Consider the following 15,763-nt stretch of genomic DNA (forward strand, 5'->3'; position numbering starts at 1 on the left):
GCAGGAACCGTGCATGGCGCATGGCCTACCAGCCGAGCCACTGCCGCGCCGTGGCGAGCGGGCGGCGCAGCAAATAATAAGCGAGCGGCACCCAGTGTCCGTGAATGCGTGCGGTGCCCATCACGCCGAGCGACGGCTTGACGCTACCGACGAATGTCGCCTTTACCCGGTAGGCGACGACGCCATCGGGCGTCGGCTCCGCACGATAGGCCACGGTATCGATGCGCGCATCGTACGCGGCGAGCGGCGAACTCTTCGGATAGAGCGTCACGGTGGCGCCGGGCACGACGTCGACGTTGTCGGCGACGGGTACGTACGCCGTCAGCTCGACGTGGGCCGGATCGGCCAGCAGCATGACCTTCTCGCCGATGGAGACGGCCTTACCGTTCCAATCGTTCGGATCGGAGAACACGGCCACCCCCGCGCGCGGCGCGTTCACGCGCACACGTGCCAGCTCGCGCGCCGTGTAGTCGAGCTCGACCGCGCTTTGCTCGAGCTTGCCTTTGCGCAACGCCATGTCGAGCCGGTCCTTGTCGTCCGTGACGGCAAGCTGCGCGGTTTGGCGATATTCCTCCTGCGCCGTGGCGTAGTTCTTGTCGGCTAGCGCATAGCGCGAGGCAAGCGTCGTCGAATCGAGTGCGAAGAGCGGCGTGCCCGCTTCGACGCGCTGATTCGGCTGCGCGAAGAGACGATCGATGACCCCGTCGAGCGGCGCGCGCACGACGAACGGATCCTTCGGTGTGACTTCGGCCGGTGCGAGTACCGTCAACGGCACGGGCACGACGAGCGCCACCGCGATGGCGGCAATGACGCGGCGCCGATGCTTGCCCGCACGCAACGCGAGCTTGCCGCGCTCGATCCACGACGCCCGCGGCGAAAACGCCGCCAACGCATGCGACCAGACGCGCGCGAGCTCGCCGAGCAGCGCTTCTTCGACGTGCGTCCATTGCGCTTCGCGCGCAAAGATGACACCGCCCAGCGAGCGGCCGGTGCGGTCGGCGAGGGGCACCCACAAGGCATGCGTCGGCCACCAGGCGGCCCAATCGGCGGCAAGCGGTTCGGGCAGGCTGTCCGCTGTAAAGGCGTATGGTCTCGTGTGGGCGGCAGGATCGAGGGGTTCCGTCGGTACGGCTCTCGCCGCTGCCGTGTTCGCGGTCGTTGCGGTGCCCGCGATGTCGCCCCGCTGCGCTGGCGCCGACGACGTAGCGGCCCCGGCCTGCACGAAGCGCCCTTCGAGCACGCGGCATACTTCGCTGAGCCACTGCACGTATGGCGCCCCCGGATCACTCCGCGGCAGCCCGGAGACGGCCGCGACCGCGCCGGGCACGGGAGCCGGCGCGCGCCACCATGCCGCCTGACGGTACGGCACGAGCGAGAGCGTTTCGTTGACGATGACGAAGCCGAGCGTCTCCTCGCTCGAAGCTTCTCTCGCGCGCGCGGACAATTGCCATAGGAGCGCGAGGGCGCTCGCTTCGACGTGCAGCGGGGCGTTCATGATGCGCCTAGCGGCCGGCGTCGGCGAACTTCGCCCAGCCGCTCATGCCGGGCAAGAGCTCGGGCGTGCGGCCGGAGAGCGCCGCCGTCACGTCGACGGTCTGCGTCACCGGATCGACACGCGCGCCGATGCGCGCAACGGTGGCCGGATAGGCCCGGCCGACCTCGTCGATATTGACCGTCAGCGGATGGCCGGGCTTGAGCCACGAGAGCCACTTCGACGGCACGATCATCTTGAGTTCGAGGTGGCTCGTATCGACGATCGTCAACAGCGGCTTGCCGGGCTCGGCGAACTGCTGGGCCGATGCGCTGCGTTTGACGACGCGGCCGTCGAACGGCGCAGCGATACCGCACTTGCGCACCGTCGCCTGCATGTAGGCGACTTCCGCCGCACTGGCTTTCGCCTTGGCGTCCGCTTCGTCCACTTCAATCTGGCCGATCGAATGCAACTGGGCCAGACGATCGTTGACGCGCTTCAGTTGCACGGCGGCTTCGGCTTCGGCCTGCGCCTTGTGCAATTGCGCCGCGTAGAGCGAGCAATCGAGCGAAACGAGCATCTGCCCTGTATGGAATGCGTCGCCGTCGCGCAGCGGCATCGACGCGATCTTCGCGCTGATTTCGCTCGATAGGTCGACCTGGTCGCGCGCGACGAGTTGAATGCGGATGCGGCCGTCGTCGTCTGGCCGCCCTGCAGAAGAAACGGCCGCTAGCGCCGGTGCGCCCGACGATAGCGACGATACCGGCGCAGGGGGCATCGCACGCTGCGCCGTTGCCGTTGCGGTTGCGGCCGATTGGACTTGAGGCCCCGCGGCTTGCGCAGTCATGGCCGAACAGCAGAAGACCACGCCCATCAGGGCCGCACTGCGCTGCCCTGCCCTGCACCATCGATTCATTGCGTCTTTACTCCGTCCGAGCGGCCGAAGGCGGCCCACCGCGTTTGCTCCTTATCGATCGACTGCTCGATCGATTTCAAATCGCCCTTGCCTGCGTCGACCGACACCGGATCGAGCCCAAGGGTCGCCAGCATCTGGCCGTAGGCGCTTTCGAGTTCGCCATAGCTTTGATAGAGGCGAAGCGCCGAGATCATGGCGGAAGTGGCCGCCCGAATCTCTTCGAGCTTGCCTTGCGCGTTGGCCACCGTGGCGTTGTGCGTGTGCTCCAGGATCTGGCCGTCGACGTCGTTGATCTGCTTGCACAGATCGAACTGCCGCTGCTTCGCGCTGAGCTCGGTGCGCGCGACGTGAACTTGCGTCAGCACCGCCATCGATAGCGCGAGCTGCTGCGCATGCGAGACTTCCAGCTGAGCGCGGGCCATGCCGCGGATATTCTTGGCGTTGAGCACGTTCAGCAAATTCCAGCTTACGTTGATGCCGGCCGCACGCCACGCGTGATAGGCGAGAAAGCTGTTGCTGTCGTAGTGCGTACCCAACTGGAATTCGATGCCGGGCAACAGCTTGGCCATCGCCTTATGCGTCTCGTTGATGCTGATGCGCTCGTCGTAGCTCGCTTCGACGAGCTCGGGGCGACGCTCGAGCGCCGTCTCTTCCATACGCTCCATCGGCATATCGAAAGTCGGCACCGAGAAGCCCTCGGGCGGTGCGAGCGTGATGTCGGTGCCGGGCGCGACGTTCATCAGCGAGGCAAGCCGCGGTTTCGCTTCGTCGAGCTGATCGCGCACGGCCTCGAGCTGACGCATGATGTCGAGCAGGGCGTGCTGATAGCCGAGCGTATCGAGCGGCGAACGCAGCCCTTCGGATTGCGATCGACGCGATTCGTCGAGCGCTTGCTTGGCCTGCGCCAGCAGCGGGCCGATGCGCGTCTCGAGACGCTGTGCCCCTACCGCTTCCCAATATGCCTCGCGCACTTGCTGCATCATCAGCTGCACGACCTTGCGGCGGCGCTGCTCGACGACGAGCACGCGATCGGCCTGCTCTTTGGCCTCGTAGTAGCTAACGCCGAAGTCGAGCAAATTCCACGAGAAGGCAAGGTCAGCCGTGCGGTCGTTCTGATCGGTCGAGTACGACGGCTCCAACGACACTTGGTGCGTCCGCAGCGAGATGGATTCGGAAGCGAGCGGGTGATCGCGATACGTATAGCCGGCCGCGGCGGTCAAGCGCGGCAGCATGTCGAAGTTGGCCACATCCAGTTGCTTTTGCGCGAGCGCCTCTTCCATCATCTTCAGGCGATGATCGAGGTTGTAGCGGATCGCGCGTGCCATCGCCTCTTCGAGCGTGACAGGGCCGGCAATGGGCGGCTGGTCCGCGAACATCGCCGTGCGCGTCGTCTGTGCGCTTTGCGCACGCTCGGCATCGGTAAACGGCGTCGGCTTGATCGCGCACCCCGACAGCCACAGCAAGGCGACGGACGCGGCGATCAACGAGGGGCGCAAGGCTCGCTTTGAACGCGCCTCGCGCGCGTTGGGGGTAGCGGGTGCGGCGGGTGCGGTGGGTGCAGCGGATGCAAAGGCGGGCGAAGGCATCGCTTCGGCAACTGACGGTTGGAGTCTCATTGGTCTCAAGGGATGACGTTAACTCATACGCGACGCGCGGCCTCACTGGGACGCGACACGTGCAATGCCGCGCGCGCCTGCGCGAATTGTTGGTCGAGTGAAGGTTTGCCCATGGGGCGCGCCGCATTGGCGACAGTACGCGTCGTCTCGGTCAGCGCGGCGTGGCCGGGTGCCTTCGAATGGGATACATGGCGCTGGTGGTGGTGCGAACCGCCATGCTTGTCATGCGGCGCGAGCACGATTTCTCGGCGGGTTTCATGGCCCGACGCATCGCGCGTCTCGATCACAATGCGCACGTTTTCCACGCCCGGCGGCAGCTTGCCGCGTAATACCCCGTTCGCCGCGTCGAAATGGATCCATCCCGGCAGCGATCGACCGTCAGCGAGTTGGACAGTGATGTCGGAGCCGCCGCGCATCGCTTCCGACGGCGGCAGCAGCGTTGCGACGCTGATCGAGAACGGGTCGTTCGGCGCCATGTCGAACGAGACGCTGGGCAGCGGACTGGGGGGCGAACCGGCGGGCGCGACTGCGAGCGCGGCGTCGAAGCCGGCCATGTTGAAACGCGGCACCGTCGTGCCGGATAGCGAATATGTCCCGGCCGGCGCGTTCGGGTCGGCGAACGTCATCGTCCGCACGAGCGGCACGGCGCCGATCGGCAGCGGCCGATCGAACTCGTCGAGCACGGCCGGCGGCGACGTCGCATCCGAGCCGGCGAACGACGGCGTCGTTGTTGCCGGCGAGTCGATCTTGGTTGCGGGCGGCGGCAAGATCGGCGGGAACTGCAGCTGGTTGACGATCGTTACGTTACCGCCGACGGTCGAGCTTGGCGTTTGATGGGTGCTCGTCACCGTCACGTTGCGCGTTTGCGCGTCGCTGGCCGCCCCGTTGCCGTCCGTCACCGTGAAACTGACGACGCGAGTGGCGGTATTGGGCGTAACCGCCATGTCGGTGTAGGTAATCGACGCGAGCGCCGCTTGCCATTGCGCGAGCGTGGCCGTGCCGCCGGCCGACGTCAGCGTCATCACCCCCGTCGTCGCGTCGTAGCTAGCAGCGATGTTGCCCATCGTCGCGCCGTCGTTCTTGAATTCGAGCACGTCTTCGCCCGAATGGAAGCCGCCCGTGATCGAGACGGTGGCCGACCTCAGCGTCGCGCTGCTGGCATCGGAGAGCGTGAGATGAGGCGAGACGGCGATCGGCGTCGAGGTCGTGCCATCGGCTGCCACGAAGGAAGCCGAACCCGAATCCGTGACGACGTGCGGCTTGTCGAGCACGGCAACCGTGTCGATTGCCGCAGCGCTCGTCTTGGTGCCGTCGCTCGTCGCGAAAGAGATCGTGCGATTGCCGAAATGCGTGCCGCTGCTCGAGAGCGTAACGGCGCTAAGGGCGTTCGCCCACTGTGCATCGGTGGCCGTGCTGCCGGCCGAGGTCAGCGTGAGCACGCCCGTCGCCGCGTTGTACGAGCCGACGATGTTGCCGAACGTCGCGGCGTTGCCGTTCGTGAACGCCAACACATCTTCGCCGCGGTGGAAATTGCCCGTGATGGAGACGGTCGCCGACGCTTGCGTCCCGTTGTCTCGATCGCTGATCGCAATCCCGCTGTCGATCGTCACACCGGGCGCGCCGGCGACATAGTTCGTCGTTCCGCCCGTCGTCGTGACGATCGGCGTTTGATCGGTGTCGGTGACCGTCACCGTGCGCGTCGCACTGTTGCTCGTGACGGCAACGGCATCGGTCGCCGTGAAGCTCATCGTGCGCGTCGCACTGTTCGGCGTGACGGCCGTATCGGTATAGGTGACGGCGTCGAGCGCCGCCTGCCACTGCGCGAGCGTGGCCGACGCACCCGAAGAAGTCAGCGTCAGCACGCCCGTGGCCGCGTTGTACGACGCGGCGATGTTGCCGAATGTCGCCGCGCTCGTGTTCGTGAATCCCAGTATGTCTTCGCCGCTATGGAAGTTTTGCGTGATCGCCACGGTAGCCGAGGCGAATGTGGGCGCTTCGCCGTCCGTTACCGTCAATCCAGAATCGATCGTCACGGGCGTCGGTGCCACGTTGTCCCCGGCGACGAACGCCGCGGAGCCCGAGTCCGTCGTGATCGTCGGCGGCCCGAGTACGTCCACCGTGTCGGTCGCTGCCGCACTCGTCTTCGTGCCGTCGTTCGTCATGAACGAGATCGTGCGGTTGCCCGAGGTCGCACTCGAACCCGCCAAGAACGTCACCGCGCTCAACGCGTTGGACCACTGTCCGTCGCTGGCGGTCGCACCTGACGACGTCAGCGTCAGCACGCCTGTCCTCGAGTTATACGAGCCGACGATATTGCCGAACGTCGCCGAGCTCGTGTTGACGAACGTCAGTGTGTCGCCGCTGTGGAAGCCGGATGTGATCGACACCGTCCCCGACGATTGCGTGGTGTTGTCGAGATCGCTGACGGTGACGCCGCCGTCGATCGTCGCAGCCGACGTGCCGCCGACATAATTCGTCGTCCCGCCCGTAGTCGTGACGATCGGCGTTTGATCGGTGTCGGCGACCGTCACCGTGCGCGTCGCCGTATTGCTGATGACGGCACTGGTATCGACCGCGGCGAAGCTGATCGTGCGCGTCGCATTGTTCGGCGTGACGGCCGTATCGGTGTAGGTGACGGCATCGAGCGCCGCCTGCCACTGAGCAAGCGTCGCCGAGGCGCCCGATGAAGTCAGCGTCAGCACGCCCGTGGCCGCGTTGTACGACGCGGAGATGTTGCCGAACGTCGCCGCGCTCGTGTTCGTGAATCCCAGTATGTCTTCGCCGCTATGGAAGTTTTGCGTGATCGCGACGGTAGCCGAGGCCAAGGTGGGGGATTCGCCGTCCGTTATCGTCAATCCCGAATCGATCGTCACGGGCGTCGATGCCACGTTGTCCCCGGCGACGAACGCTGCAGAGCCCGAGTCGGTGGTAATCGTCGGCGGCCCGAGCACCGTCACCGTATCAGTCGCTGCCGCACTCGTCTCCGTGCCGTCGTTCGTCATGAACGAGATCGTGCGGTTGCCCGAGGGCGCACTCGAACCCGCCACGAACGTCACCGCGCTCAACGCGTTGGACCACTGCGCGTCGCTGGCGACCGCGCCCGATGACGTCAGCGTCAGCACGCCTGTCCTCGAGTTATACGAGCCGACGATATTGCCGAACGTCGCCGAGCTCGTGTTGACGAACGTCAGCGTGTCGCCGCTGTGGAAGCCCGACGTGATCGACACCGTCCCCGACGATTGCGTCGTGTTGTCGAGATCGCTGACGGTGACGCCGCCGTCAATCGTCGTGGCCGACGTGCCGCCGACATAGTTCGTCGTTCCCCCCGTCGTCCTCACGATCGGCGTCTGGTCGGTGTCCGTCACCGTGACGGTTCGCGTCGCCGTGGCGCTCGTGTTCCCTGCACTGTCCACCGCCGTGAAGCTGATCGTGCGTGTCACATTGTTCGGCGTGACGGCCGTATCGGTATACGCCACCGATTGCAGCGCGCTTTGCCACTGCGCCAGCGTGGCGCTTGCCGACGTCAGCGTCAATACCCCGGTTGCCGGGTTGTACGAACCCGTAATGTTGCTCTGGTTCGTGAACTCGAGCGCGTCTTCGCCGCCGGCAAAGCCGCTCGTGATCGCGACCGTCGCCGTCGATAGCGTACCCGTCGCCGTATCGCTCAGCGTAATGCCCGAATCGATTGCGACCGGCGTCGAGGCCGTATTGTCGCCGGCGACGAAAGCGGCCGAACCCGAATCGGTCGTCAGTTGCACCGGATCCACGAGCAACTCGCCGTATTGCTGCTCCGCCGCCTGCGAAAAAATCACCGGCGTACGGACGGTGCCGACATCGTATTCGAGCACCCAGTCCCCGCCGAGCGCCGCTGCACCGGTCGCATCGGTCGACGCCGCCACGTTCAATCCGGTGATTGAGGCGATCTGCTGCACCAGCGCCTTGCCGTCTGCGTTTTCGGCGACATCGCAGCTGTAGATCAAAAAGTCGCCGCCCGGCTTCATCGCCGCGCCGATCTGCGCAAGCTGCGCGGTATGCGCCGATAGATCCAGTTGGTTGAGCCACGTGCTACCGATCTGAACGTTGCCGTCGGCCCCGTGAGAGACGAGGTGAATCGCACCGACACCGGGATGCTGCTGCAAATATTGATCGATCTGCGTAAGCCCGTCCTTCGTCGAATCCAGTATGACCACCTGCGTGCCCTGGGGCAGGCCGGCGACGAGCGTTTGATAATCGGTGACGTTCGAATTGATGAAGACGACTTGGGCATCCGTCGCGCGCGCCGGCGTATCGGTGAAGCCTTGGACGGCTCGCATCGCGGGGGCGTCGCCCGTTCCGGCCGCCGTCTCGTTGGCCACCGCAGGCGTGTACCCATGCACGGCACGCGTCGGCGGCGGCGAATTGGACACGCTTGCGGTGTGGGTCGACGCCGCCGCCGAAATACCGAACGCCGCTCCCGCGTTCTGCCCCGGCTCGCGCGCGACGCTCGCTGCATGCGCTTGCGCGTCCGCATGGTGCGGTGCCGCGACGGCAGCCGCGCCGATGGAGGCAGCCGATGCGTCGTAGACGATGCGCGGCTCGAGCGCGACGATGAGCGGCGCCGGCAGCGCGGCGACTTCTCTTCGGGATGTCGTGCGGGACGCACGTAGCGCGGTGCGAATCTTCGAAAGGCGGGCGGCGAGTTTCATCGCTTCATGTCCTTAAAGGCGTACGGCTCGAGCGGCACGCATACGCTCTTAGCCGTGCGGTGGGAAGACGCCTTGCAGTGCGATGCTGAAGTTGATACTGACCTATGGATTACGGAGCGGGACGGGGGCAACTCGAAGGTAGCCGCATAGCAGACGAAGCTGTCATTCATGAGAATGACGGCCGGCGCCAGTGACAGCACCGCCTCGACGGTTTGCCCGTCGGCCCGGCCGAACGTGAAGCTTTGCCCGATCGCTTCGGTCAGTTCTTCATGGGTAGTGATGCACCGCAAGCTAGCCCCGCTCGTTATTCGTTATGTGGCGGCCGGCACCGCCGGCCTTGGTCTATTTGACGAGTGCTTTCGAAAGCGGTCTGTAAAGAAGCACGATCGTGTTCTTGAGCAGGCCGGAGCCGCAACAGGTCGTCGTTGCCGTTACCGCCAAGCTGCATCGAGTCGGAAGCAGCATCGACGCTATCGACCATCTGAGATCTCGTTTCGAGTCTGTTCCTTCGTGGCGGTCGAAAATCCCCCGGCCGACCGATTCTTACCGAAATTTGCAAACGCTAGCGGATATTAGTCTAGAGATTGTGACCTAGCAACCGCGCGACTTCGCGGGCCTCTACGTAAGTACCCCGATCTACGTTTTGGTCGACGGGCAGCCTGCATTGAAGATGGGCGACCGCTAAAGGTCGCCCAGGAAAATGCGTGACGCCACCCTTTGGGCTATATGAGCCGCCCGCTCAAAAAGCAATTGTCTGTGCGGCCCTACTGGTGCGCGGGACACTGCATTTCAAAGGTTCGCCGTTTCTGTGGCGGCGGCAATTATCACGGAGGCATGAGATCCAGAAAGAGCCATTCGCCTCCTGAACAACTTCGATCAGTAGGATACCGGCTCAACGAGACTCGGCTCCCCGAATTCGATCAGCGAAGCATTGGATTCCTGGAAATAGCCTTGCCAAAACGCCTTGAGATCCCGCAACGTCTTCGCATCCCTATAGCCGTTACGCTCCGCAAGCGTCCCGGTCTTAGCGGGCGGCATCATCGCGCCTCCCAACACATACACTTTTGCGCCGGCAAGATCCGCAATCATCTGGCTGGACCGCGCCTTACTGAGCTCGGTTGCCGGATTGATATCGCGCACGGTGTTATGCGAATAGAACGACGCGACACTCGAGTACTCCAGGCCGTCAGTCACAACAAACAGCACTTTGCTTCGCGCGGAATCAGCACGCATCGCCTGCCCGACGGTCTGGAGCGCCGCCATGATCTCCGAATGGTCGAACGATGACGTTGCGGTCCCCAGTACCTGTTTCGCCGTTGTCGCCGCCATTCGCCGGGCGTACGTCCGTTGCTGTTCGAAGCACGCCCGAATCTGCGGCGCCTTAGCGATAGGAATGTCGCTATAGGCGTTTTCGGGAAGTGGAGATTCGACGACGCCGGTATGAACAACCTGGAGATATCTCCCCTGCGAGAAGGCCGAAAACTCGGCAATGACGAACTTCGACCCTGGCTGTATCAGGCGGTCGATGTTGTCGATGACGGACTGCTGCAGGGTCGCGTCCAGCTCGACCGTTTGATCGATGAGAATATAGACGAGCCGATCCGGGGGCTGTGGAACGGCCGTGAGATGAAAAGCGCCATAGCAACTCGGCACGTCGTTGACGAGGCCTGCATGAGCGAGCGTGAGCGCTTGAATGGCGACGAGCGCAGCAGACGCCGCCATCCTTCTGATGAGTTTCATAGATTCGTATCGAATGTTTTCACCCTGCGCTATCATCGCCACGATGATAGGTGCGTCGCCGTGCGGAGGGCGACCGGATCAGTCTTCGAGCAGGTCACCATATTTTTCAGTGGCTTTTGCCAATTCTTTCTGCCGCTTAATCTCCTCCGCAAGCAGCTGGAAATTCGCCTCGCCGAGGGTTCCTTGCTGCTTGGCCAGGAATTCGGTCTTTGCCTGCTTGTCCGGCAACTGGAGGAAGTCTCTTGCGAGTTTGTCGATAGCAGGGGTATCTACAACCGGCGAGGATGCGTTGCCCGCAGCGACCGTGTGAGATGACGCACCAGCCACCGCCACAGGCGCCATAACAGATGCAGCGCCGACCGGATTCAAAGACGCATCATGCGTGCGTTCACGCAGTCGAATGCGATCTTTCTTTACGTGCGCCTCCTCGCATTTCTGGACGAGGATCGTCTGCTCCTCCGACGAGAAGTTGTAGTTCTTTAGCGCAAGCTCCCAATGCAACTCGCGATCGTCGTCAGTCTTACCCGTCGAGATCTCGGCCGCCGCTCGGGTAATGAGATTATCGCGAGCGCTCGCCTCGCGGGCTTCGCCGGACTTCAGGAAGTCCTCGAATCTACCAGTGCCAATGCGATGGCTTTTCTTCTTACGGGCGTCGCGCAGCTGCGTTAGGAAGCTCTCAGCCCGCGCGATCTTCGGCATCAAAAACTTGGCGCGGAATGTGTCGAACGAAGGTTGATTGCGGGTGAAGCTATACGCCGCTTCCCCTTGGCCGCTGAACGTGCTCTTGAACGCAACGATGAAGGCCGTGAATTGGGTGACAAGGTAGATCAGCGCCAACATGATCGACGCCGTCATTCCTTGCGTCTTGTAGTCACCACCGAGACTTTCCGCAACCGTCCTTCGCGTCTGCTGCTGAGCCGCGACAACGTCCGGCGGCAACGACGAGGAGCTGGCCGTGTCGAACGGGCTTGAACCACTGCCTGAGTCCGCGACGCCGTTTGCTTCCATCGACACAATCTGCTTTGTCGCTTCGCTTTCCACTCCAGCGACACGGTGCACAAAGATCACGACCATGATCGTTACGACAACGCCGGTCACGATCGCCAGTAAGACTGGCCCCCAAGCGCCCGGATCATCGACGCGGTTTGCGAACCGACGCGGTAAAGGATTTTGCTTTACCGTTCCCGTGTTCGGATCAATATAGAACGCGTCTTGATCTTGATCGTCGCCAAGGTCGATTGGCAACCCCAGCCCCTCGGAGCCCGCCCTCTTTCGATAGTGAAAGAATTTTGCAGCTTCCGCACCCGCGACGTGGGTCATGATGGCAAGAACGATCGCCACTGCCAGCGCGAGGACGGCTGCCGCCATATCTGCGCGGGCGGGCGTGATGTCGTTCGATAGCCAAGGTGCGAGCACATAACCCGTTCCGACAGACTCGGCCAAGATCAGGACGAACAGGCCCACGCGCGCAAGCATCGACGGGGGATGAACATCGTTTTGCTGAGTAATTTTTAGGTAGCTCTTGGCGCGATTGAATTGTTCGGCCGTTACCTCTGCATTGCTCGATCCCGCGATCACCGCCTTGAAGGTCTGACAGAGCGTACCTTCCGCGTGGACCAGTCCGTTCTCATCAACGACTGAGTCACCGCTCTCCTTCGAAAGGCGTTGAAATTCACCGCTGTGATCGTTACCGGGAACCCAAGGACGCTTATATGCGAAAGACGTGAAACGAAAATTGTCTGCCCGAAGCCAGAAATAGAAGCTTCCCAGCACGAGACTCGCCAGGACAGAGATGAGGACCGGCAGCGATGTGAGAATGGAAATGATGGAGTGCACGATGGCTTATCCCTTCGAAGTGAACGCGCCGGCGGCTTGATACTCCTTGCCGTCCGATGGATAGACGATGATGCCGTCCGCCTTGGCGGACTTAACGGGTACGCGGAGATCGATGCACTGCGCGCCCCCATGCAGGAAGACTCGATACAGCGTGGCGCTGCTGCCTCGATAAACGTTGACCGGCGCATCCGCAAAGCGAGCTATGGGCTCATGCGAATAGCCTTGATCATCACGGCGGAAGATTTCCGCAGTAACAGGGGGAATAGGTGCTGCGCCATCGCGCGGCACGTAGACGTGCATCAGCGCAATCCCCGCTGCGCCTTGATCACCGAACCACGGCTGACCATAGAGGCCCGGCAATGCGTCGTCAACTTTCAACGTTTGGTTCGTCGCCAAGTTCCGAATCGACGTACTGACATGCGGATGATCGAGCAGGCATGAGCCGATGGTGACCGGCGTATCTGCGTTGGCAGGGCGGATGAGGTTGAAGAACGACGAATTCTCGCGCGCGGCGCCCAAGTCCACGCGGTAACCCGCGTCATTCATTGGCTTTCCGTCGAAGCCGAACGTCGAAATTGCGGGAGCAGTTGAAGAGGCAGCGGCGACGGGCGCGCTGCTCGAACGCGCGTCGACCGTGCTTGGGGGCAGCTTCGATTTCGCCTTCTTGCGGGCCGGGTGCGTTGTTGTTGCCGCATGCGTCGAATCGAGCGCGGCTGCGGGCGCGGTGTGCGACGCCTCGCCGATCTGCTCGTCCAATGCTCCGCCTGAAACGTGCGGACGATCTGCGGCCTGCTGCGCCACCGAGAAATTCGCCGGGTTCGCTGCGCGATTGGCTGCATAACGTGCCAAGTAGTCGAGGTTCGGCATGTCGACGACCTCGACGCGATTATTGTCGCTGTGGCCGTTCTGGGTGCCATTGGGAACGATAGGCAATGCGTCGCCCGCCCCCTGGTATTCGATGTTCGCTGCCGGGACGCCGCGCGCCGCAAATACTTGGGCGACTGCTCGAGCACGAGCCTCGGATAGCGCTGCCAATTCGGCTCCGGACGCGTCGTCACGTTCGTCCGTGTGTCCAACGATCAGCAAGTGGCGTTGTGCGAACTGCGCCTTTTGCGCAGGCGTCGCTTGAGGGCCTAACGCCGCCGGGCTGTATTGGTCGGCGATGTGCGCCAAATACTCGCGCGAGCGAGGCGTCAAGGTTGCCGTGCCGGGAAGGAATTCGTCGTCCTGACTTCCCATTTGGACATCAAGGCCGACAGTATCGTTTGCGCTGCTGCCTGCTTGCGGGGAGATGCCGAGGCCGCTAGCCGTGACCGGCGCACTTGCCAGTTTCATGTGGTACTGCTGCGCAACTCGGTAGAGGTTGCATCTGCGCTGATCCATGGCATGGCCAATCAGACCGCCTACCAAAGCCCCAGCCGCCGCGCCGGCGAGCGTTTGACCCGTGTTCTTGCCGAGGTAATGGCCCGCGATTGCACCGATGCCGGCGCCGACCAGCACGCCGATATTGCGGTCATTGCTCGAGCAAGGATCCGGACTGTCAAAGATGCTTTGGAACGTGGTCTTCACCGACGGGGCGAATTCGGGTTGGCCGCTCTGTGGGTTAATTGCACAACCCGCCAGCATGGATGTCGAGACCCCGAGCGCAATCAGCTTCTTCCGCGGTGCATTGGCTGCTCTTCTTAGCTTCATTTGCTGTCCTGATGACACGTTATGTTTTTGTAAACGCCTTTAACTTGCCTTCCGGCTCGGAATGCGTTCGTGTCCGTCGCTAACCGATGCATTGGCCCATTGCATCAGTGTGGAAACGCTAATCGTTTAATATCGGCAGATCGCCTGAAAGCTTTAGTGGTACGGCTGTTGGCGTCGCCTCGGCTCCCCGGCCTCCATCATGGCGGACCCGCTCGTCCGATCCGAGTCCTTGCCATCAGTCGGGGCGAACGCAAGGTCGGATGGGCCGCACTGCACCAATTCAAATCCGGTTGGGCGGAGGAGGATCGAACTCCCGACCTTCGCATTGCGAATCAGAAGGCCGCGCCTCTAGAATTCGCGCACTGTGGCCACGTATTGCATTATTGGGACAATTTTGAGACACTGACCTCTCCAAAATGACTGCTGGCGGGCACCTAGCCTATGGCGACCTTTACCAAACGCGGCGACCTGCAGTGGCAAGCCAAAATTCGCAGAAAAGGTTACCCCCAACAATCGAAGACATTTGATACCAAGGCCGACGCTGAGAAGTGGGCTAGGTCCATCGAACGGGAGATGGACCGGGGGCGCTTCGTTAGCAGCGCGGAAGCTGAGAGCACAACCTTTACCGAAGCATTGGATCGCTACGAGCGGGAGATAGCGTCGAACAAACGAGGTGCGACGCAGGAGAAGTCGATTATTCGCCAGCTCCGCGACTCATGGCTCGCAAAGCGCCCACTCGCCGGGATTCGGAGGGCTGATATTGCGAAGCTGCGTGACGAATGGTGTGTCACGCATAGTCCGGCGACGGTCGTCCGCCGTCTAGCTGTGATCTCTCACCTCTTCACGATTGCCCGGAAGGAGTGGGGGCTGGAAAGCCTCTCCAATCCTGTCGAGTTAGTTCGAAAGCCTACGGTCAAGAACGAACGCACACGCCGCATTGCCAGCATCGAATCAGATGCCATCAGAGGCGCCTCGACCGATGAGCTCACGTACGTCAAGACAGCTTCCGAGTCCGCGTTCCTGCCAGCCCTCATTGACATAGCGGTCGAAACCGCGATGCGTAGAGGTGAGCTGGTCTCGCTCGGGCCGGCCCAGGTTGACCTTACAAAGCGCGTTGCGCGTCTTGCCCTCACGAAGAATGGAAGTTCACGTGACGTCCCCCTTTCGAGCAAAGCCGTTGCTGTGTTTGAAGAGCTCGTCAAAGACGGCCGCGAATTGTTTTTCCCACTGCGTCCCGATGCGGTAACTCGGGCGTTCGAGAGAGCGGTCGCTCGGGCCAGGAAAACCTATGAGGAGGACTGTGCGAACGAGGCCGTAACGGCGGACCCTACTTTTCTAGTCGACCTGTGCTTTCACGACTTGCGACACGAGGCAACCTCACGCCTTGCCGAAAAATTTCCGCTTCATGAGCTGGCGAAGATTACGGGCCATCGGGACACTAAAATGCTGATGCGCTACTACCACCCGCGGGCTGAGGACCTTGCGAAGAAGCTGGATTAGCATCATCGGTTAGGCCTTGACATCTCCGACGAGGTTTTCAGTCTGACCTCAAACTCTGTCTGGCCAGCCGTGAGACCACCGTAAGCGCTAAATCTGCCCCACATCGTTAGGTTTCGCGTTACCGGGTAACATCTTTCGAATCGATAGTTACCGGGTAACGAGGGAGATGGGAGATGACACAAACGACGGCACAACGGCAAGCGGCTTATCGAGCAAGGCGCGACACGGCAGGCAAGGATGGCAACGGTGATCGACGTCTGGATATGTGGGTGAGCACGGAGGCGTATCTTGCTCTGACGCGGTTAGC

At 62.5% G+C, this 15,763-nt stretch carries 8 protein-coding genes; 1 reads left to right on the forward strand and 7 read right to left on the reverse strand.

Annotated features, from left to right (window positions below; translation table 11 throughout):
• Positions 1 to 25: 25 nt before the first annotated feature.
• The 7 genes from B0G57_RS26010 to B0G57_RS26045 form a co-directional block, all read right to left on the reverse strand.
• Entirely contained in the window at positions 26 to 1,495 is a 1,470-nt protein-coding gene (locus B0G57_RS26010) for an efflux RND transporter periplasmic adaptor subunit (protein WP_018441780.1), read from the reverse strand.
• A gap of 7 nt (positions 1,496 to 1,502) precedes the next feature.
• Positions 1,503 to 2,387, reverse strand: a complete 885-nt coding sequence (locus B0G57_RS26015; protein ID WP_026229869.1) for an efflux RND transporter periplasmic adaptor subunit — start codon at positions 2,385 to 2,387, stop codon at positions 1,503 to 1,505.
• Complete coding sequence (locus tag B0G57_RS26020) at positions 2,384 to 3,973, reverse strand: TolC family protein (RefSeq protein WP_026229870.1); 1,590 nt, start codon at positions 3,971 to 3,973, stop codon at positions 2,384 to 2,386. Before B0G57_RS26020 ends, B0G57_RS26015 begins: the two co-directional genes overlap by 4 nt.
• 53 nt (positions 3,974 to 4,026) lie before the next feature.
• Positions 4,027 to 8,688 (reverse strand): DUF4347 domain-containing protein, encoded by a 4,662-nt coding sequence (locus B0G57_RS26025; RefSeq protein ID WP_018441784.1) that lies wholly within the window; start codon positions 8,686 to 8,688, stop codon positions 4,027 to 4,029.
• A gap of 876 nt (positions 8,689 to 9,564) precedes the next feature.
• Entirely contained in the window at positions 9,565 to 10,428 is an 864-nt protein-coding gene (locus B0G57_RS26035) for a hypothetical protein (RefSeq protein ID WP_146013397.1), read from the reverse strand.
• Positions 10,429 to 10,506: 78 nt separating this feature from the next.
• On the reverse strand, positions 10,507 to 12,264 hold the full coding sequence (locus B0G57_RS26040; RefSeq protein WP_018441788.1) for a hypothetical protein: 1,758 nt from the start codon (positions 12,262 to 12,264) through the stop codon (positions 10,507 to 10,509).
• Positions 12,265 to 12,270: 6 nt separating this feature from the next.
• The gene (locus tag B0G57_RS26045; protein ID WP_083925675.1) at positions 12,271 to 13,956 is read right to left on the reverse strand and encodes an OmpA family protein; all 1,686 of its coding nucleotides are present in this window, start codon (positions 13,954 to 13,956) and stop codon (positions 12,271 to 12,273) included.
• A 441-nt stretch (positions 13,957 to 14,397) separates the two neighbouring features.
• On the opposite strand from B0G57_RS26045, the gene B0G57_RS26050 reads away from it, so the two are divergent.
• Positions 14,398 to 15,456, forward strand: coding sequence for a tyrosine-type recombinase/integrase (locus B0G57_RS26050; protein WP_018441790.1), 1,059 nt, complete (start codon positions 14,398 to 14,400; stop codon positions 15,454 to 15,456).
• Positions 15,457 to 15,763: the final 307 nt, after the last annotated feature.

The organism is Trinickia symbiotica, from assembly GCF_002934455.1.
Classification (GTDB): Bacteria; Pseudomonadota; Gammaproteobacteria; order Burkholderiales; family Burkholderiaceae; genus Trinickia; species Trinickia symbiotica.

Bases quoted from the DNA above. Each gene is read 5' to 3' on its own strand.
- B0G57_RS26035 (WP_146013397.1), bottom strand. From the start codon at position 10,428: ATGAAACTCATCAGAAGGATGGCGGCGTCTGCTGCGCTCGTCGCCATT.
- B0G57_RS26020 (WP_026229870.1), bottom strand. From the start codon at position 3,973: ATGCCTTCGCCCGCCTTTGCATCCGCTGCACCCACCGCACCCGCCGCA.
- B0G57_RS26025 (WP_018441784.1), bottom strand. From the start codon at position 8,688: ATGAAACTCGCCGCCCGCCTTTCGAAGATTCGCACCGCGCTACGTGCG.
- B0G57_RS26050 (WP_018441790.1), top strand. From the start codon at position 14,398: ATGGCGACCTTTACCAAACGCGGCGACCTGCAGTGGCAAGCCAAAATT.
- B0G57_RS26010 (WP_018441780.1), bottom strand. From the start codon at position 1,495: ATGAACGCCCCGCTGCACGTCGAAGCGAGCGCCCTCGCGCTCCTATGG.
- B0G57_RS26015 (WP_026229869.1), bottom strand. From the start codon at position 2,387: ATGAATCGATGGTGCAGGGCAGGGCAGCGCAGTGCGGCCCTGATGGGC.
- B0G57_RS26045 (WP_083925675.1), bottom strand. From the start codon at position 13,956: ATGAAGCTAAGAAGAGCAGCCAATGCACCGCGGAAGAAGCTGATTGCG.